This is a genomic window from Mesorhizobium sp. 2RAF21 (assembly GCF_052115345.1).
Classification (GTDB): Bacteria; Pseudomonadota; Alphaproteobacteria; order Rhizobiales; family Rhizobiaceae; genus Mesorhizobium; species Mesorhizobium terrae.
The window spans coordinates 19318-38507 of sequence record NZ_JBFRGM010000002.1 but is presented as its reverse complement, the minus strand read 5'-3'; the positions used below and the strand labels follow the sequence as shown (position 1 = coordinate 38507).

The window sequence follows — 19190 nt, the reverse complement described above, 5'->3', positions numbered from 1 at the left end:
CAATTGGAGGATGAAATGCGTAAAATAGTGCTTCCCGCACTCCTGGCTCTGTCCTTCTCGACAAGCCTCAGCCATGCCCAGTCGCCGTGGACCGGCGGCGACGAATTGCCGACCAACCCTCTCGCCTGCGATGCAACGCCGGCAAAGGTGGCTTCCAAGCCTTACGATGGCGGCAAACCGACCAATGCGCCGGACCGCAAGGGCAAGACGCTGAAAGTTGTGGATGTGCCGAAACTCGTCGGCATCGGCTACTTCAACGCCACGTCGAAAGGCATCGCCGACGCGGCCAAGGAAATGGGCTCGATGGAGGCCAAGACCGACGGTCCGAGCAAGGCCAATATCGACGACCAGATCACGCTGATCGACAACTACATCACCTCCGGCGTCGACGGCATCCTGTTTGCCGCCAACGACCCGGTCGCCATCGCCCCGGTGCTGAAGAAGGCGCTCGCCGCCGGCATCAATGTCGTCGGCTACGACGCCAATTCGACGCCGGACGCCCGCCAGTGGTTCGTCAACCAGGCCGAGTTCAACGGCATCGCCAAGGCGATGGTCGATTCCATGGCCAAGGAAGCCGGCGAGGATGGTGCCTTCGCCATCGTCACTTCCACCTTCACCACGCCGAACCAGGCGCGCTGGATTTCCGAAATGGCGGCCTATCAGGCCAAGTGCCATCCGAAGATGAAGTGGCTGGAAACCGTTGAGGCACAGGAGGACAACATCCTCTCCTTCAACCAGACCAACACGCTGCTCAACAAATATGGCGATGAGCTCAAGGGCGTCTTCGGCATGACCAGCGTTGCGACGCCTGCCGCCGCCGACGCGGTCACCCAGGCCAAGAAGTGCGGCAAGGTTGCCGTGGTCGGTCTCGCCACGCCAAATGCGATGAAGCCCTATGTCTCGACCGGCTGCGTGAAGTCGGTGGTGCTGTGGAACCCGGTCGATCTCGGTTATGCGGCCGCCTATGTGCTGCGCGCGACGGCCGACGGTACCTTGGCCGCAGGCGCCACCTCGGTGAAAGCGGGCAAGTTGGGTGATCTCTCGGTTATCAACGGCTCCGAAATCCTGCTTGGCGCGCCCACCGTGTTCACCAAGGACAACATCAACAACTTCGACTTCTGAGGTTGAGCGGGGACGATAGCCCCCCTTCCGCGCCGGCTTCAGGCCGGCGCGGTTACTGCATCGGCCAGAAAATCGGAATCGATTTTCGGTAGGCACGATGCAGCAGATAAAAAGTGCCAGAGCGTCCTTTGCGCGTCCAATTGGACGCGCGGCGCTCTAACCGGCCTGCAAGCGGTGATCGAGGAGGATGGCATGGAAATGATGATCGACGCCGATGCGGTCGAGGCGAGCAATGCCGCGCGTGAGCGGGCCTTGCGCGCCGATTATGCCGCGCTTGGCGAGCAGCTCGACCGCCGCGGCATCGCCATCGCCGAAATTTTGGACAAGGCCGAGGCCTTCGCGGTTGCCATCCCGTCCTGGGGCGTCGGCACCGGCGGCACGCGTTTCGCGCGCTTTCCGGGCGAAGGCGAGCCGCGCGACGTCTTCGACAAGATCGAGGATTGCGCCGTCATCCAGCAGCTCACCCGCGCTACCCCCACCGTTTCGCTGCACATTCCGTGGGACAAGGCCGATCCGCGGCGCCTGAAACAGGCGGCCTCGCGCTTCGGCCTCGGCTTCGACGCTATGAACTCCAACACCTTCTCGGACACCGCCGACCAGAAGCTTTCCTACAAGTTCGGCTCGCTGTCGCATGCCGACGCGGCCGTTCGCCGGCAGGCGGTCGACCACAACATCGAATGCATCGAGATCGGCAGGGAAATCGGTTCGAAGGCGCTGACGGTGTGGATCGGCGACGGCTCCAACTTTCCAGGCCAGGTGAATTTCGCCCAGGCCTTCACGCGCTATCTGGATTCGATGAAGGCGATCTACGCGCAGCTGCCGCCGGACTGGCGCCTGTTCACCGAACACAAGATGTACGAGCCGGCTTTCTATTCCACCGTCGTGCAGGATTGGGGCACCAACTACATCATCGCCCGCGAACTCGGGCCGAAGGCTTTCTGTCTGGTCGACCTCGGTCACCATGCGCCCAACGTCAACATCGAGATGATCGTGTCCAGGCTAATCCAGTTCGGCAAACTGGGCGGCTTTCATTTCAACGACAGCAAATATGGCGATGACGATCTCGACGCCGGTTCGATCGATCCCTACCGGCTGTTTCTCGTCTTCAACGAACTGGTCGAAGCCGAACTCTCCGGCGTCGACGGGTTCAACCCCGCGCATATGCTCGACCAGAGCCACAACGTCACCGATCCGATCGAGAGCCTGATGCTGTCGGCGGTCGAGGTGCAGCGCGCCTATGCGGCGGCGCTGCTGGTCGACCGCAAGGCGCTGGCGGCGTTCCAGGACGGCAACGACGCCTTGATGGCCACGCAGACGCTGAAAGCCGCCTACCGCACCGATGTCGAGCCGATCCTCGCCATGGCTCGTTTCAACCGTGGCGGGGCCATCGACCCCGTCGCTGCCTACCGCGCCAGCGGCTACCGCCGCAAGGCGGCGGTGGAGCGGCCGGCCGTCGCGTCTGGCGGTGGGGGCATCGTCTGACGCGGCGGCCGCGGGGTGTCTTTGTATGCGAAATCTCGATCGGGAGCCTGATCATGTCCAAGCGCATCGCCTTCCGGATGGTGCTCAATCCCGGGCAGGCGGCCGAATACAAGAAGCGGCATGACGAGATCTGGCCGGAACTCGCCAAGGCGCTGCGCGACGCCGGCATCTCGGACTATTCGATCTGGCTCGATCCCGAAAACCAACCATCTCTTCGCGACGCTTTTGCTGGCCGACAACAACACCATGGACAAGTTGCCCGAGACCGAGATCAACCGCCGCTGGTGGGATTTCATGGCCGACATCATGCTCTACGACGCGCGCAATCAGCCCGTCGTCGTGCCGCTCGACAACGTCTTCCACATGGCGTGAGAGCGTGTCGAAACCACCGCGGGGTGCCTGCATGCCGCGACCACAACAACGAAGGCCGATGCCGCGAAGTCTTTCCGGTGCCGACAGCAGAAAATGAAAGGCCGATACGATGAAGGATGCAGCGCTGCGCAAGGAGATGGTGGCAATCTGCCGTCGGATGAATGCCGCCGGCATCAACCAGGGCACGGCCGGCAATCTTTCGCTGCGCGCTGGTGACGGCTTTCTCGTCACCCCGTCGGGCATGCCTTATGAAACCATGGTGCCCGAAGACATTGTCGAAATGGATTTCGACGGCACCTATGCCGGGCGCCGGCCGTCATCGGAATGGCGCTTCCACCGCGATATCCTGAAGACGCGCGGCGATATCAACGTCGTGTTGCATTGCCATTCGGTCTACGCCACCACGCTGGCCTGCCACTACAAGACCATCCCGGCCTTCCACTACATGACCGGCGTTGCCGGCGGCTCGACGATCCGCTGCGCCAAATACGCGACGTTCGGCACGCAGGCCTTGTCCGACCATGCGCTGGTGGCGCTTGAGGGGAGGCTTGCCTGCCTGCTCGGCCAGCACGGCCAGATATCGCTGGGCGCGACGCTGGAGGCGGCGCTGTGGCTGGCCATCGAGGTTGAAACCCTGTCGCGCATGTATGTCCAGGTGCTGACCCTGGGCGAGCCGCCCGTCTTGCCCGACGACGAGATGGCCCGCGTGATCGAGCAGATGCGCAAGATGAGTTATGGCCTGGCCCCCGATGCCGAAGGCATCAACGACGCCGCCCGTGCCCGGGGCGGCTGACGGGCAGGTTCGCCGGCGCTGCCGCTATTCTCGTCGGCGCCGCCATGACGTCCATCACCCGTTTGCTTGAAGCCAGCTCGGCAGGCCACGTGCCTTTCACGCGGTCCGTTCGCAAATTACGGTCGGATAAGAACAATACCAGTTTAACACCTGAAAAAAATTCTGCATAAAGGTGCTGTCTCGAAGTGGATGGTTCCGATGGGCGATCAGGCGATCCTCGATTTTCTGGCTGCTGCACTGGCGGGTGAGAGCGGCGAACCGCTCTACCGCCGGCTCGAAGATGCCTTCAAACAAGCGATTGGCGCGGCCCGCCTCAAGCGCGGGGCCGTCACTCCCAGCGAGCGCGTGCTTTGCGATGCGCTCGGCATTTCGCGCGTCACCGTGCGCAAGGCGATCGACGGCCTCGTCGCCGACGGCCTGCTCGACCGACGCCAGGGCGCCAAGACCGTCGTCGCCTCGCGGGTGGAGAAGTCGCTGGCGACCATGACCAGCTTCTCGGAGGATATGCGTTCGCGTGGGCTCGAGCCCGGTTGCGTGTGGATTTCGCGTGTGATTTCGCGGCCTTCGCCGGTGGAAATGATGGCGCTGGGCATTTCGGCCGGCGAGAAGGTGGTGCGGCTGACCCGTCTGCGCACCGCCGACAACACCCCCATCGCCATCGAGACGGCGACATTGCCGGCGCGCTTCGTGCCGGATCCGCTCGCGATCCAGGCCTCGCTCTACGATTATCTCGAAGCCAATGGCGCGCGTCCGATGCGCGCGCTCCAGCGCATGCAGGCGAAGCCCGCCAGCGAAGAGGAGCGCCGGCTGCTGGCAATTCCCGAGGACGCCAGTCTGTTGATCATGGAGCGCCGCTGTTTCCTTGCCGACGGCCAGATCGTCGAATTCACCCAGACCAAGTACCGCGGCGACGTCTACGATTTCGTCATCGAGCTGACGCGATAATACCAGTTTAAAGCCTGTTGCAATCTGGTCTTATATTGCTACCGTGTTCCCATCGAGGGAGTGCCAGCGTGCCGATTGATATCCAGGCCCTGAAGAGCGGGTTGATCGTCTCGTGCCAGCCGGTAAAGGGCGGTGCGATGGACAATGCGGTGATGGTCGTCGGCTTTGCGCTCGCTGCCATCGACGGCGGCGCCGCCGGTCTGCGTGTCGAATCCGCCGATTATGTCGCCGCCGTGCGCAAGGCGACGCCGCGGCCGATCATCGGCCTTATCAAGCGCGACCTTGACGACAGCTCGGTGCGCATCACGCCATGGCTGGAAGATGTCGAGGCGCTGGCAGCCGCCGGCGCCGACATCATTGCCTATGACGCCACCCAACGCCCGCGCCCGGTTGCCACCAGGGTACTGGTCGACGCCATTCATGCGCGGGGTCGGCTGGCCATGGCCGATTGTTCCATCATCGCCGACGCTGAGCAGGCGCTGGCGGAAGGTGCCGACATCGTTGGTTCCACCCTTGCCGGCTATACCGGCTCGGTCGAGCCGACCGAACCCGATTTCGCGCTGATCGGTGCGATGCGCCGCTTGACCCCCTATGTGGTTGCCGAAGGCAACATCCGCACCCCGAAACAGGCCTCGCAGGCGCTGGTCGCTGGCGCCTCGATGGTGGTCGTCGGCTCGGCCATCACCCGGCCTGAGCATGTCACCGGTTGGTTCCGCGCCGCCCTCGATGAAACCGTCGCCAAGGCGGGTGCCCGATGGCCGTGAGCGAAGCCGAGACGGTCCTGGCGCTCGACATCGGCGGCACCAAGATGCTGGCCGCGCTTGTCGCGGGCCGCGAGGTCGTCGAAACGTCAAGAATGCCGACACCGGCCGGCGGCAATCCGGACGAATGGCTTGCCGCGCTGTTCGGCGAAATCTCGGCATGGCGGGGGCGCTATCGCAAGGTCGGCGTCGCCGTCAGCGGCGTTGTCGATGACGGGCTCTGGTCGCCGCTCAATCGCCGCACCCTCGACATCCCCGACCGCTTCCCGCTGGTCGCATCCGTCAGGCGCCTCAGCGGCCGCGACGCGGTGCTGGCCGCCAACGACGCCCAGGCTGCCGCCTGGGGCGAGTATTCATACGGAGCAGGGCAGGGCGTCGATATGGTGTTCCTCACCATTTCGACCGGCATCGGCGGCGGCATCGTCGTCAATGGCCGCCTGCTCGGAGGCATGGCCGGAAATTTTGGCCAGTTCCGCGGCCTGGACGAGGCGGCAGGCACGCTGGAGGACAGCGTGACCGGCCGCTGGATGGCGGCCGAGGCGGCGGCTTATCTGCCGGGCGCCACGGCGCGCGACGTCTTCGAGGCGGCAGGCACCCACGACTGGGCAAAGAGCATTGTTACCACCTCGGCCGGCCGCACCGCGGTCCTGTGCCGCAACCTCCAGGTCGCGCTCGACCCAAGGCGCATCGTCATCGGCGGCGGCATCGGGCTGGCGCCCGGCTATCTGGAAGCCGTGCGCGCGGCACTTTCCAGCCTGCCGCTGCGGCTGATGCCGCAGCTCCATGCCGCCACGCTCGGCGAAAGCGCGGGTGTCGTCGGCATCGCCAGCCTTTCAAACCAAGAAGACCAATCGGGAGGAAACTGAAATGACATTCGCAACCATCAGAAAGGGCGGCCTTCTGGCGGCCCTCGTCGCCAGCCTGCTGGCAAGCCCGGCCTTCGCCAAGGTGACCGTGCTGGGCTGGCCAGGCGGTCCCGAGGAGACCGCGCTGCGCGCCGCGGCCGACGCCTACAATGCCAAGGCCGGCGTCGCCGACAAGGACAAGGTCGAACTTCTGTTCTTCAACCGCGACGGCTTCTGGGACAAGCTGCAGGCAGACCTTGCCGCCGGCTCCAAGGCTTTCGACGTCAATCTGCTCGCCACCTACTCGATCGGCCGCTACGCGCCCTTCATGGAGCCGGTCGAACTCTCCGGGGAGGCGAAGTCGGTCTATGGCGACGCCGTGCTGAAGACGATGCAGTTCGACGGCAAGCAGTTTGGCGTGCCCACCGACCTGTCGCTGCACTTCATGTATTATCGCAAGGACCTGATCGACGCCTTGCTGAAGGACGATGCCGCCAAGGCCAGATATGGCGAGATTTCCGAAAAGCTGCTGGGCAAGAAACTGCAACCCAAGGCTCCGGACGAGTGGAACTGGGACGACTACGCCGCGACAGCGCTCTACTTCACCCAGGCCGTGAACCCCGACAGCCCGACCCGCTACGGCACTGTCCTGCAGCTGAAGAACCTCCTGTTCAACATCATGATCTGGCAGTCGGTGCCGCGTGCCTATGGTGGCGACTGGATGGACGCCAGCGGCAAGATCACTGTCAATTCCGACGCCTATCGCAAGGGGTTGGAGATCTACAAGCTGCTCTACGACAACGGCGCCACGCCGCGCGATTCGCTCTCCTATGAATTCGCGGAGGCCAATGCCGCCTATGCCTCCGGCCAGGTGGCGGCGATGCTGCAGTGGAACGCAGCCGCCGGCGATCTGACCAGCAAGGAGAAGTCGCCGGCCGTCGCCGAGGCGACCGAAACCATCGCGCCGCCTACCGGGCCCGCCGGGCGCTTCACCCACATTCACGGCCTCGGCTTCGGCCTCAACAAGAATGCCGAGAACAAGGACGGTGCCAGGGCGTTCCTGAAATGGCTGTCGTCCAAGGAAGCAGCACTCATCTACGCCAGGAACAGCGGCGCGCCGGCGCTGACCCCGGAAGTGGTTTCCGAAGTGGCCAAGGAGCGTCCCGATCTCGTCAAGCTCGGCGACTATGCCGGCAAGTACGGCTACGTCATGACCGGCGGAACCTCGGCGAAGGCGCTCACGGTCTATGAACTGCAGGCCAAGGAATTCACCGGCTACTGGTCCGGCCAGCAGAGCATCGACGATGCGCTGAAGAATGCCGAGAAGGGCATGGCCGAACTCCTCAAATAAACAGGGCCGATGGCGGCGGCCCGTCCGCCGCCGTCGCCGGGACAAACCGGTTCGATGACCACGCTCACGCAACGCGCCCAATCCTCGGAATTCAAGCTGCTGGCGACCCCGCTGGTGCTGTTCCTGCTCGTGTTCCTGGGCTTCCCCGCCGTCGTCAACCTCGTCTATTCGCTGTCCGAGGTTTCCTTCGAAACTCTGCGCCAGCCGCGCCTCACCGGCTTCTCCAACTTCGTCTCTGTGTGGAGCGACGGCGCCTTCTGGCGGGCGACCTGGTTTTCGCTGCGCTTCGGCCTGTTGACCGCTCTGCTCGAATGCGCGCTCGGCCTGTTCCTCGCTATCTTTCTTTCGCCGCTCATCGAAAAGCGCAGCTGGCTCCTCGCCATCCTGATGCTGCCGCTGATGGTGGCGCCGGCGCTCGTCGGCCTGATGTACCGGCTGGTGCTGCACGAGTTCGTCGGTCCGGTGCCCTATTATCTGTGGGCCTATTTCGGCGCGAGTTTTTCCTTCCTGGGACCGGGCTCGGCCTTCTGGATGCTGATCGTCGTCGAAACGCTGCAGTGGACGCCGTTCGCGCTTTTGTTGTTCTACATGGCCTATCAGGCCATCCCGACCGATGTCGTCGAAGCGGCCGCCATGGACGGCACCAACCGGCTGGAGCGGTTGTGGTATATCGAGCTGCCGCTGATGCTGCCCACCATCGCTGTCGCGCTGCTCATTCGCTTCATCGACGGCTTCCGCGTCTTCGACAATGTCTATGTGCTGACCGGCAGCGGACCGGGCGGTTCCACGGCCTCGCTGTCGATCTACATCTACGAGGCCTTCTTCAAGCAAGGCGCCATCGGCAAGGCGGTCGCTGCGTCGGTCATCCTGTTTGTCGTGTCGTTCGCTGTCCTCTATGGCTTGAACGCCTTTGCCGGACGCCGGAAGGGAGCCGCCCGATGATCGCCGCCCTTCGCTGGATCGTTTTCGCGATCGCCGCGCTTGCCATGAACTTTCCGATCCTGGTCACGCTGGTCACCTCGTTCAAGAGCGCCCGCGAACTCTCCACCAATCCGGGTCTGTGGGTCCGCGCGCCGACATTCGACAACTACCTCACCGTCTTCCACGTGTCGGAGCGGCTGAACATCTTCCTCTACCTGGCAAACAGCATGGCGGTCGCCCTGCTGGGCACCGGGCTTGCCGTGGCGCTGGCCCTGCCGGCCGCCTACGCGATTGCCCGGGGTAAGGTCGGCGAGCGCACGCTTTTGCCGCTCATCGTCAATCTGCGCGCCGTGCCGCTCATCATCTTCGCCATCCCGCTCTACATGATGTTCCAGTGGCTGGCGCTGCTCGACACGCGGCTGGGCCTCGGGTTGATCCTGGCCATCGTCAACCTGCCGCTGGCTCTCGTCATCCTGGTCAACGCCATTCGCGACATACCGGCCGAGCTTGACGAAGCCGCGTTGATGGACGGCGCCAGCCGCACGCAGATCCTGTTGCGCATCCTGGCGCCGGTCTGCCGTCCCGCCATCGTCACCAGCCTGATCTTTGGTTTCATCACGGCCTGGAACGAATTCCTGTTCGGACTGATGCTCACCACCTCGAAAGCCGTCCCGATCACCGTCGGCGCCTCCTTCTTCTTCGCCGCCAGCGGCGGCGGCGTGCAATGGGGCGTGGCCTCCGCCGTCATGGTCGTCGGTGCGCTGCCGCCGGTGCTGCTCGGCCTGGTTATGTACCGGCAGATCAGCGGCTCGATGACCGCCGGCGCCGTCAAGGGCTGAGACGGCGGTCGACGGTGTTGTCGCACCATGCGGATCGCTGACCGGCCGGTCTCACCCGGCGCTTACCGTCAGCTCGACGCGGTCGGCCGAGAAACGGGTCTGCGAATACTGGATCGGCCTGCCGTCGCCGTCGACATTGATGCCGCGCGCGACCAGCACGATGGCGCCGGGCGAAAGCTTGAGGTCGCGTGTGTCGGTGTCGTCGGCGTGCCTTGCCTCGATCGTCGTCGAGGCGCGGCGATAGTCGTTGATGCCGGACAGCGCGAGCGCCTCGGTGATCGAGTGTTTTTCCGCGAAGTATGAGGCGATGTCGGGAAACCGCGCGGCGGGAAACCAGGCGGTGGAGCGCGATACCGGCACCCCGTCGGCCAGGCCGCGCATTTCCAGGCGAATGACGTCCTCGCTGGGTCGAAGGTCGAGCGCCGTGGCGATGGTTGCCGTGGCCGGTTCATGGGTATGGCCGAGAAGTTCGATCTGCCGCTCGCGCACCTGGCCCTCCAGCCCAGCGGAAAAGCGCGTCCTTGCGCCGATCGGATAGGTGAGCCGCTTCTGCCGCCGCACATAGGTGCCGCGACCCTGCTCGCTCCGGAGTACGCCTTCGTGGATGAGGGCGGCGATGGCCGCGCGCACCGTGTGTCGGTTCACCCCGAAGCGGGCCGCGAGTTCGGCCTCGGGCGGCAAGCGCCCGTTTTCGTCTTCGAGGCCAGCGCCGATGCCGCGTCGGATCTCGTCGCCGATCTGCCGCCACAGCGCCACGCCGACGCCGCGGTGAAGCGCTGATTTCGCCAAATCCCCCTCCATTGCGATTGCTGTCATCTGCCCGTCATCCAACGGAGCTAAGACAAGTTAAGATATCTAGTTGTCTAGATCAATAGACAAATTTGAGGTCGCTATGAAAATGGATGCCGATCAAGCCGCGAGACGGGACCGCATGGCGGTGCTGGCGCGCTGCAGCACGACAAGGCTGAACGCGCTGTGGGCGACACTCGGGCTGCAGCCGGTCCATACGCCGTTGCGTGGGCCGGAAGCCGGCCTGGTCATGCTGCGTGGCCGCGTCGGCGGCACCGGCGAGCCCTTCAATGTCGGCGAGGCGACCGTCACCCGCGCCAGCATCAAGCTGGAGGACGGCTCGGTCGGCCATGCCATGGCGTTAGGCCGCGATCCGACGAAGGCCAGGCTTTCGGCGATCATCGACGCGCTCTGCCGCAACGCGGCAACGGCCGCGCGTATCGATGCCGAATTGATCGCTCCGATGCGGCGCGAACTCGACGCCGCCGACGAGACGCGTCGTCTCGAGACGGCGGCGACCCGCGTCGATTTTTTCACCATGGTTCGCGGAGAAGACTGATGTTGAGCGAAGCGATCGCCCTCGAAGGCGGGTTCTCCGATCCGGTCCTCAATGCCCAGTCCGTCTTTCGCGCCGTGATGGATGCGATGGCGCGACCCGCCACCATCGTCAAGGTGGATGCCGTGGTGACACCGCCTTCGCCGCTCGGCCGTGCGGCCGGCGCCATCGCCTGCGCGCTGATCGATGCCGACACGCCGTTCTGGCTGGATGCCGCGCTGGCCGAAAGCGCGGCCCTGCGCTCCTGGCTCGCCTTCCACACCGGCGCCCGTGAGATGGCGACGTGCGACGACGTCGCTTTCGCCCTCGTCGGCGCTCCCACCACCATGCCGGCCCTGGAGCGTTTCGCCCAAGGCAGCCAGGAATATCCGGACCGTTCGGCGACGCTGATCCTGCAATTGCCGAGCCTCGAAGGTGGCGCGCCGCTAACCTTCGAAGGGCCGGGCATCCGCGACCGCGTAACGCTCGCGCCGCGCGGCCTGCCAAAGGACTTCGCCCATCAGTGGAGCGCCAATCGCAAGCGTTTCCCGCGCGGCGTCGACCTGATCCTCACCGCGGGCGATGCCATCGCCTGCCTGCCGCGCTCGGCGCGCCTCGTCGAGATGGAGGGCTGATCGATGTATGTTGCAGTCAAGGGCGGCGAAGTTGCCATCGACAATGCCCATCGCCTGTTGGCCGACCGCCGCCGTGGCGACAGGACCGTGCCCGCGCTTACGCTCGACCAGATCGCCGAACAGCTGACCATCGGCGTCGACCGGGTGATGAGTGAAGGTTCGCTCTACGATCGCCGCCTGGCAGCGCTCGCCGTCAAGCAGGCGCGTGGCGACCTCATCGAGGCGATCTTCCTGGTGCGCGCCTACCGCACCACGCTGCCGCGCTTCGGCCACAGCGAACCGGTCGACACCGGCGCCATGCTGGTCGAGCGGCGCGTGTCGGCCTGCTACAAGGATTTGCCGGGCGGACAACTGCTTGGGCCCACCTTCGATTACACGCACCGTCTGCTCGATGAAGAGCTGGAAGGCGATCCCGAAATCGAAAGCGGCATCCTGCGCACCGGGGCCGCCGAGCCCATCGCGCGCGTCGCCGACATTCTGGGACAGGAAGGCCTGATCGAGGAGGACGATGTCCTTGATGCGGCGCTGGAGCCCGGCGACATCAACCAGACCCCGACCGAATTCCCGATGTCGCGCGCCATGCGGTTGCAGTCGCTGTCGCGCGGCGACGAGGGCTTCCTTCTCGCGCTCGGCTATTCGACCCAGCGCGGCTATGCCCGCAGCCATCCCTTTGCCGGTGAAATTCGCATCGGCGAGGTCGATGTCGAAATGTTCATGCCCGAGCTCGGTTTCGCCGTGCCGGTCGGCCGCGTCCAGGTCACCGAATGCCAGATGGTCAACCAATTCAAGGGTTCGGCCAAGGCGCCGCCGCAGTTCACGCGCGGCTACGGCCTCGTCTTCGGGCAATCCGAGCGCAAGGCGATGGCGATGTCGCTGTGTGACCGCGCGCTGCGCGCCGAGGAACTGGGCGAGGACATCGTCGCGCCGCCGCAGGACCAGGAATTCGTGCTGTCGCATTGCGACAACGTCCAGGCCACCGGCTTCGTCGAACATCTGAAACTGCCGCACTATGTCGACTTCCAGGCCGAGCTCGGTCTGGTTCGCACCATGCGCGCCGAATACGAGCAGCGCGAGGCGGCTCTTGAAACAAGGGAGGCCGCCGAATGAACGCGCACACCCAGGCATCCAACTACAACTTCGCCTATCTCGACGAGCAGACTAAGCGCATGATCCGGCGCGCCATCTTGAAGGCGATCGCCGTGCCAGGCTACCAGGTGCCGTTCGCCAGTCGCGAAATGCCGATGCCTTATGGCTGGGGCACTGGCGGCGTGCAGGTGACGGCGTCGATCCTTGGCCCCGACGATGTGCTGAAGGTCATCGACCAGGGCGCCGACGACACCACCAACGCCGTCTCCATCCGCAAGTTCTTCGAGAAGGTCGCGGGCGTCGAGACGACGACCAGCACCGGCGATGCCACCATCATCCAGACCCGCCACCGCATTCCGGAAGCCCCGCTGAAGGAAGGCCAGGTGCTGGTCTACCAGGTGCCGATCCCGGAACCGCTGCGTTTCCTCGAACCGCGCGAGACCGAAACCCGCAAGATGCATGCGCTGGAAGAATACGGCCTCATGCATGTGAAGCTCTACGAGGACATCGCCAAGAATGGCCATATCGCCACCACTTATGCCTATCCGGTCAAGGTCGAGGGCCGCTATGTGATGGACCCGTCGCCGACGCCGAAATTCGACAATCCCAAGATGCATATGTCGGAAGCGTTGCAGCTGTTCGGCGCTGGTCGCGAGAAGCGCATCTACGCCGTGCCGCCTTACACCGAGGTGGTCAGCCTCGACTTCGAGGATCATCCCTTCGAGGTTCAGCGTTTCGACAAGCCCTGCGCGCTGTGCGGCGCCGAGCAGGTCTATCTCGACGAAGTCGTGCTCGACGATCGCGGCGGACGCATGTTCGTCTGCTCCGACACCGACCATTGCGAAAGCCGCCGGGCCGACGGCCATCGCGGCGAACTCTCCGGTGAGGCCCTGTCATGAACGTCGCTGTGAATATCGACCAGCCGAATGTCGAGGTCGGCGACCTGCCGCTGATGTCGGTCAGGTCGGTCAGCAAGCACTACGGCGCCCGCATCGGCTGCGCGGATGTCAATTTTGATATCTGGCCGGGTGAGGTTCTGGCCATCGTCGGCGAGTCCGGCTCCGGCAAGACGACACTGCTCAATTGCATCTCGACCCGCCTGCCGCCAAGCGCTGGCACAGTGTCCTACCGCATGCGCGATGGTGAGATGCGCGACCTCTATGGGCTGGGTGAAGCGGAGCGGCGCCTGCTTTTGCGCACCGACTGGGGCTTCGTGCATCAGAACCCGGCCGACGGACTGCGCATGACGGTTTCGGCCGGCGCCAATGTCGGCGAGCGGCTGATGGCGGTCGGCGACCGCCACTATGGCAATATCCGCGCCACCGCCACCGACTGGCTCGGCCGCGTCGAGATCGATGCCGACCGCATCGACGACCAGCCGCGCGCCTTCTCCGGCGGCATGCGCCAGCGACTGCAGATCGCGCGCAATCTGGTCACCGCGCCGCGCCTGGTCTTCATGGACGAGCCGACCGGCGGCCTCGACGTTTCGGTGCAGGCGCGCCTGCTCGACCTGTTGCGCGGCCTCGTCCACGATCTCGGTCTCGCCGTCATTATCGTCACGCACGACCTCGCCGTCGCCCGCCTTTTGTCGCATCGCATGATGGTGATGAAGGACGGCCGCGTCGTCGAACATGGTCTCACCGACCGTCTGCTCGACGATCCGCAGGCGCCCTACACGCAACTGCTCGTTTCTTCGATCCTGCAAGTCTGAGGCGCGATCATGGCTCCTGTGCTTACCGTTTCCGGTCTCGGCAAGACCTTCATCATGCATCTGCGCGGCGGCATCGAGCTGCCGGTGATCGCGGACGCGGCATTTGTGCTGGAAGGCGGCAAATGCGCCGTGCTCGGCGGCCCGTCCGGCGCCGGCAAGAGCTCGATCCTCAAAATGCTTTACGGCAACTACGCCGTGAACGAAGGCGGCATCGAGATCCTGCATCGCGGCCAAATCGTCGATCTGGCATCGGCCGCGCCGCGCACCGTGCTCGAAATTCGCCGCGAAACCATCGGCTATGTCAGCCAGTTCCTGCGTGTCGTGCCACGGGTCAGCGCGCTCGACATCGTCGCCGAACCGATGGTGGAACGCGGCACCGATCGCCGCAAGGCCGCCGACAGGGCAGGCGAATTGCTGAGCCGTCTCAATTTGCCGGAACGCCTGTGGGCTCTGCCGCCCGCAACCTTCTCCGGCGGCGAGCAGCAGCGCGTCAACATCGCACGCGGCTTCATCATCGGGCACCCGGTGCTGCTGCTCGATGAACCGACTGCATCGCTCGACGCGACCAACCGCGCCGTGGTCGTCGACATGATCGCGGAGAAGAAGCAGGCCGGAGTGGCCTTGCTTGGCATCTTCCACGACACCGACGTGCGCAATGCCGTGGCCGACGTCATCATCGACGTGACCGGTTTCGCGCCCGACAAAAAGGCCGCCTGACCATGACTCGCCTGTCGGAAACGCCGCTGATCGACCCGACCGCGCAGCTGGAGAACTGCACGCTCGGCCGCTACACCGAAGTGGCGGAGGGCTGCCGTCTAGTCGAGACCGAGATCGGCGACTACTCCTACATCATGCCGAACGGCCAGACCTGGTGCGTGACGATCGGCAAGTTCGCCAACATCGCCGCCTCTGTGCGCATCAACGCCACCCATCATCCGATGTCGCGCGCCACGCTGCATCACATCACCTACCGCGCCGGCGACTATTTCGAGGATGCCGCGCACGAGGACGACTTCTTTGCCGCCCGCCGCGCCCGCCGGGTGACGATCGGCCACGACACCTGGATCGGCCATGGCGCCACCATCCTGCCGGGCGTCACCATCGGCGATGGTGCGGTGGTCGGCTCCGGAGCCGTCGTCACCAGGGATGTCGCGCCTTACACGATCGTCGGCGGCGTGCCGGCTAAGCTTATCCGCGAGCGTTTTCCCGTCGACGTCGCTCGGCGCATGCAGGCTTTGGCCTGGTGGGACTGGGACCATGCCGCGCTGCGCGCCGCGCTCGACGATTTCCGTGATCTCAGCGCCGAGGCGTTCCTCGACCGGTATGAAGGCCGGTCCGGCCACCAGATATCCGTGAATGGTCATGGAGCTGACATGAACGGTACATCCGACCGTCATCGAGAAGCGGTAACCGGATAACGAATTTGGGCGCGCCTTCGGCCGCAGGCCGGAGGCTGAGCCACGGCAAGCAACATGCGTGCATCGACGACCACTCCAGGGCCGAGGCCCGAAGCAGGAGCGATTTCATGAACGCCATTTCCGTACGCAACCTGTCGAAAGCCTTCGGCAAGAAGCGCGCGCTCGACAATGTCTCCATCGACATCGCCAAGGGCGAGATGGTGGCGCTGATCGGCGCTTCCGGCTCCGGCAAGTCGACGCTGCTGCGTCACATCTGCGGGCTGGAGACCGGCCAGTCGGGCTCGAGCACTATCGAGATCTTCGGCGCGGGCCTGCAGGCCAACGGCCGCCTGTCGAACGGCGCGCGTGACCTTCGGCGCAACATCGGCGTCATCTTCCAGCAGTTCAATCTGGTCGGCCGGCTGTCGGTCCTGTCCAATGTGCTGGTCGGCAATCTCGGCCGCATTCCGGTCTGGCGCGGCACGCTCGGCCTGTTCTCTTCCGAGGAAAAGCGGCTGGCTCGCGAGGCGTTGGCCAAGGTCGGCATTCCGGAAGTCGCTTGGCAGCGCGCCTCGACATTGTCCGGCGGCCAGCAGCAGCGTGCGGCAATCGCCCGCACTCTGGTGCAGCGCGCGAACATCCTGCTCGCCGACGAGCCGATCGCTTCGCTCGACCCGTCCTCGGCCCGCCGTGTCATGGAAGTGCTGGCCGGCGTCAACCGCGAGAACGGCATCACCTGCGTGGTATCGCTGCATCAGGTTGAATATGCGCGCCGCTATTGCCCGCGCACCATTGCGCTGAAGGACGGCCGCGTCGTGTTCGATGGCCCATCCACCATGCTCACCCACAAGACGCTGGTCGAACTCTACGGCTCGAACTCCGAAGAGTTGATCCTGCCCGAAGCTGTTCCGGACTTCGTGCCCGACTACACCCAGCCGGAACCTGCAACCGCCAAGAGCCCGGACCTGGCGCCGGCCTTCGCCTGACAAGAACCCAACAGGAGACGTTGACATGAACATTGTGCTCAAGGCCATCGCCGCCACGGCGATCGCCTTCACTCTGACCTGTGCCGCCTATGCCGAGGAAGTCAATTTCGGCATCATCTCGACCGAGTCCCAGCAGAACCTCAAGCCGAAATGGGAACCCTTCCTCGCCGACATGAAGAAGGAAACCGGCCTCGACGTGAAGCCGTTCTTCGCGTCCGACTATGCCGGCGTCATCGAAGGCATGCGCTTCGGCAAGGTGCAGATGGCCTGGTACGGCAACAAGTCGGCCATGGAAGCCGTCGATCGCGCCGACGGCGAGATCTTCGCCCAGACCGTCTCCGTCGACGGCAATCCCGGCTACTGGTCGCTGATCCTGGCGCCGAAGGACAGCAAGCTGAACACGGTCGAAGACCTGTTGAAGTGCGACAAGACGCTGAACTTCGGCCTCGGCGACCCGAACTCGACCTCCGGCTTCCTGGTGCCGACCACCTTCGTGTTCGCCGCCAACAAGATCGACCCGAAGGCCTGCTTCAAGACGCTGACCAACGCCAACCATGAAACCAACGCCATGGCCGTTGCCAACGGCCAGCTCGACGCTGCCGCCAACAACACCGAGAACATGGCCCTCATCGAGAAGAACCAGCCGGAAGCCTTCAAGAAGATCAAGATCATCTGGAAGTCGCCGCTGATCCCGTCCGATCCGCTGGTCTGGCGCAAGGACCTGCCCAAGGAAGCCAAGGACAAGATCAAGAACTTCATCCTGACCTACGGCACCGACAAGTCGAAGGGCGACGTCGCCAAGGAGAAGGCGGTTCTGGCCGGCCTGCAGTGGGCGCCGTTCCACGCCTCGACCAACGACCAGCTCCTGCCGATCCGCGTGATGGAACTGACCAAGGCCAAGGCCAAGGTCGAAGCCGACGCCAATCTCTCCGAAGCCGACAAGAAGGCCAAGATCGCGAAGATCGAAGCCGAGAAGGCCGGCTACGAAGCCAAGATCAAGGCCAACGGCCAGAGCTGATCGGCCTCAGGGCCGTCGATAGCCTCAACCCCAACGCCGGCCGGCTCATCGGCCGGCGTGCCCAGCGAGTACCACGATGACGCAATCGACCCATATTGGCGAAGCCACCAAACCACGTCCCGAGGTCGGGCGTGACTGGACCCGCGACGCCTGGACCGCCGTCACCTGGATCAGCCTGGCCTTGCTCCTGATCTGGAGCTGGGCGCCGGCCGAGATGTCCCGTTGGACCTATCTTTTCACCGACGCCGGCAACATGGCGCAATACGCCTCAGGCTTCGCACGGCCGAATTTCGGCGAATGGCGCTACTATTTCCAGGAAATGCTGGTCACCATCCAGATCGCGCTGTGGGGCACCTTCCTCGCGGCGGTGCTGGCGGTTCCCTTCGGCATCCTGTCCGCTTCCAACATGGCGCCCTGGTACATCGTCCAGCCGGTTCGGCGCCTGATGGATATGTTCCGTTCGATCCACGAGCTCGTTTATGCGGTGCTGTTCGTGGTCGCCGTCGGCCTCGGCCCGTTCGCCGGCGTCATGGCGCTGTTCATCCACACCACCGGCATCCTCGCAAAGCTGTTTTCGGAAGCCGTCGAGGCGATCGATCCGCGTCCGGTCGAGGCCATCCGCGCCACCGGCGCCACGCGCCTGCAGGAAGTGGTCTTCGGCGTGGTGCCGCAGGTTCTGCCGCTGTGGCTGTCCTTTGCGCTCTATCGCTTCGAATCCAACGTGCGGGCAGCCACCGTGCTCGGCGTCATCGGCGCTGGCGGCATCGGCCAGGTGCTCTTTGAATCCATCCGCGGCTTCTACTATCCCGAAGCGGCCGCCATGCTCATCATCATGCTGGTCACGGTGTCGCTGATCGACGTCATCTCGCAGCAGCTGCGCAAGTTGTTCCTGTGATGCGCTACGCCGTCTATTTCACCCCTCCGCAGGACGATGCACTGACGCAAACCGCCGGCGACTGGCTGGGACGCGACGCGTTTTCAGGCGAAAAGCGCGAGACACCCTCATTCAACGGTTTGCCGGCTCACGAAATCGCCGGGCTCGTCGGCGACCCGTGCCGCTACGGTTTCCACGGCACCATCGTGGCGCCGTTTCAGCTGGCCGATGGAGTTGGCCTGGCTGAGCTCGAGCTCAGCTTCGAGCGTTTCTGCCGGCAGACGGCACCCTTCAGCATCGAGAGGCTTCGGGTCGGGCAATTGGGGTCGTTCCTGGCGCTGTTGCCGACGGCGCCGGAATACCAGCTCGCGGCCTTCGCCGCCGACGCTGTCCTGCATTTCGCGTCGGTCAGGGCGCCGCTGTCGGAAGCCGAGATCGAGCGGCGCAATCCATCGGGCCTCACCCCGCGCCAGGCCGCCTATCTCAGGCGCCATGGCTATCCCTATGTGATGGACGAATTCCGCTTCCACATGACGCTGACCGAGCGGCTGCCGGCCGAGACGCTGTCGCGCGTGTTGCCGGTTCTGGAAAGCCATTTCACGCCCTTCACCGCGCGCCCGTTCCCCGTGGAGGGCTTGGCACTGTTCGTGGAGCCGGAGCCCGGCGCGCCCTTCACCGTGCATTCCTACCGGCGGCTGCGGCCGCTCGAAACCAGAAAGTCCGCCTGA

At 64.6% G+C, this 19190-nt stretch carries 19 protein-coding genes and 2 pseudogenes; 20 read left to right on the top strand and 1 reads right to left on the bottom strand.

Features of this window, described 5'->3' with window-relative positions; all coding sequences use genetic code 11:
- Positions 1 to 15 precede the first annotated feature (15 nt).
- The 9 genes and pseudogenes from AB4136_RS03195 (at position 16) to AB4136_RS03155 (ending at position 9431) form a co-directional block, all read left to right on the top strand.
- Positions 16 to 1122 carry an autoinducer 2 ABC transporter substrate-binding protein gene (locus AB4136_RS03195; RefSeq protein WP_024927037.1) on the top strand — a complete coding sequence of 369 codons (1107 nt, stop codon included), beginning with the start codon at positions 16 to 18 and terminating at the stop codon, positions 1120 to 1122.
- Positions 1123 to 1314: 192 nt separating this feature from the next.
- Positions 1315 to 2604, top strand: coding sequence for an L-rhamnose catabolism isomerase (gene rhaI, locus AB4136_RS03190; RefSeq protein WP_024927036.1), 1290 nt, complete (start codon positions 1315 to 1317; stop codon positions 2602 to 2604).
- A 53-nt stretch (positions 2605 to 2657) separates the two neighbouring features.
- A pseudogene (gene rhaM / locus AB4136_RS03185) lies at positions 2658 to 2976 on the top strand (L-rhamnose mutarotase).
- Between the two features lie 109 nt (positions 2977 to 3085).
- A complete protein-coding gene (locus AB4136_RS03180; RefSeq protein WP_024927035.1) occupies positions 3086 to 3769 on the top strand; it encodes a class II aldolase/adducin family protein in 684 nt (227 codons plus the stop codon).
- Between the two features lie 198 nt (positions 3770 to 3967).
- Positions 3968 to 4714 (top strand): GntR family transcriptional regulator, encoded by a 747-nt coding sequence (locus AB4136_RS03175; protein WP_024927034.1) that lies wholly within the window; start codon positions 3968 to 3970, stop codon positions 4712 to 4714.
- A 137-nt stretch (positions 4715 to 4851) separates the two neighbouring features.
- Positions 4852 to 6341, top strand: a pseudogene (locus AB4136_RS03170) (putative N-acetylmannosamine-6-phosphate 2-epimerase).
- Position 6342: 1 nt separating this feature from the next.
- Entirely contained in the window at positions 6343 to 7671 is a 1329-nt protein-coding gene (locus AB4136_RS03165) for an extracellular solute-binding protein (RefSeq protein ID WP_024927033.1), read from the top strand.
- Positions 7672 to 7725: 54 nt separating this feature from the next.
- Complete coding sequence (locus AB4136_RS03160) at positions 7726 to 8613, top strand: carbohydrate ABC transporter permease (RefSeq protein ID WP_024927032.1); 888 nt, start codon at positions 7726 to 7728, stop codon at positions 8611 to 8613.
- A complete protein-coding gene (locus tag AB4136_RS03155) occupies positions 8610 to 9431 on the top strand; it encodes a carbohydrate ABC transporter permease (protein ID WP_024927031.1) in 822 nt (273 codons plus the stop codon). Before AB4136_RS03160 ends, AB4136_RS03155 begins: the two co-directional genes overlap by 4 nt.
- A gap of 51 nt (positions 9432 to 9482) precedes the next feature.
- Here the strand turns inward: AB4136_RS03155 and phnF are convergent, their stop codons facing one another.
- On the bottom strand, positions 9483 to 10247 hold the full coding sequence (gene phnF, locus AB4136_RS03150; RefSeq protein ID WP_373426391.1) for a phosphonate metabolism transcriptional regulator PhnF: 765 nt from the start codon (positions 10245 to 10247) through the stop codon (positions 9483 to 9485).
- 82 nt (positions 10248 to 10329) lie between these two features.
- Here phnF and phnG point away from each other — a divergent pair, with 82 nt between their 5' ends.
- The 11 genes from phnG to AB4136_RS03095 all read left to right on the top strand — a co-directional run bounded on the left by phnG (position 10330) and on the right by AB4136_RS03095 (position 19190).
- Positions 10330 to 10779, top strand: coding sequence for a phosphonate C-P lyase system protein PhnG (phnG, locus tag AB4136_RS03145; protein ID WP_137901938.1), 450 nt, complete (start codon positions 10330 to 10332; stop codon positions 10777 to 10779).
- Positions 10779 to 11390, top strand: coding sequence for a phosphonate C-P lyase system protein PhnH (gene phnH / locus AB4136_RS03140; protein WP_024927028.1), 612 nt, complete (start codon positions 10779 to 10781; stop codon positions 11388 to 11390). The genes phnG and phnH overlap by 1 nt, the downstream gene beginning before the upstream one ends.
- A gap of 3 nt (positions 11391 to 11393) precedes the next feature.
- Positions 11394 to 12497, top strand: coding sequence for a carbon-phosphorus lyase complex subunit PhnI (locus AB4136_RS03135; protein WP_024927027.1), 1104 nt, complete (start codon positions 11394 to 11396; stop codon positions 12495 to 12497).
- Positions 12494 to 13375, top strand: a complete 882-nt coding sequence (locus tag AB4136_RS03130) for an alpha-D-ribose 1-methylphosphonate 5-phosphate C-P-lyase PhnJ (protein WP_024927026.1) — start codon at positions 12494 to 12496, stop codon at positions 13373 to 13375. Before AB4136_RS03135 ends, AB4136_RS03130 begins: the two co-directional genes overlap by 4 nt.
- A gap of 53 nt (positions 13376 to 13428) precedes the next feature.
- Positions 13429 to 14187 carry a phosphonate C-P lyase system protein PhnK gene (gene phnK, locus AB4136_RS03125; RefSeq protein ID WP_036254231.1) on the top strand — a complete coding sequence of 253 codons (759 nt, stop codon included), beginning with the start codon at positions 13429 to 13431 and terminating at the stop codon, positions 14185 to 14187.
- 9 nt (positions 14188 to 14196) lie between these two features.
- Positions 14197 to 14904 (top strand): phosphonate C-P lyase system protein PhnL, encoded by a 708-nt coding sequence (gene phnL / locus AB4136_RS03120; RefSeq protein WP_024927024.1) that lies wholly within the window; start codon positions 14197 to 14199, stop codon positions 14902 to 14904.
- A 2-nt stretch (positions 14905 to 14906) separates the two neighbouring features.
- Positions 14907 to 15605 (top strand): DapH/DapD/GlmU-related protein, encoded by a 699-nt coding sequence (locus AB4136_RS03115; protein ID WP_024927023.1) that lies wholly within the window; start codon positions 14907 to 14909, stop codon positions 15603 to 15605.
- Positions 15606 to 15712: 107 nt separating this feature from the next.
- Positions 15713 to 16570, top strand: coding sequence for a phosphonate ABC transporter ATP-binding protein (gene phnC, locus AB4136_RS03110; RefSeq protein WP_024927022.1), 858 nt, complete (start codon positions 15713 to 15715; stop codon positions 16568 to 16570).
- 25 nt (positions 16571 to 16595) lie between these two features.
- The gene (gene phnD / locus AB4136_RS03105; protein WP_024927021.1) at positions 16596 to 17588 is read left to right on the top strand and encodes a phosphonate ABC transporter substrate-binding protein; all 993 of its coding nucleotides are present in this window, start codon (positions 16596 to 16598) and stop codon (positions 17586 to 17588) included.
- 76 nt (positions 17589 to 17664) lie between these two features.
- Positions 17665 to 18483, top strand: coding sequence for a phosphonate ABC transporter, permease protein PhnE (phnE, locus tag AB4136_RS03100; protein WP_024927020.1), 819 nt, complete (start codon positions 17665 to 17667; stop codon positions 18481 to 18483).
- Positions 18483 to 19190 carry a DUF1045 domain-containing protein gene (locus tag AB4136_RS03095; protein ID WP_024927019.1) on the top strand — a complete coding sequence of 236 codons (708 nt, stop codon included), beginning with the start codon at positions 18483 to 18485 and terminating at the stop codon, positions 19188 to 19190. Before phnE ends, AB4136_RS03095 begins: the two co-directional genes overlap by 1 nt.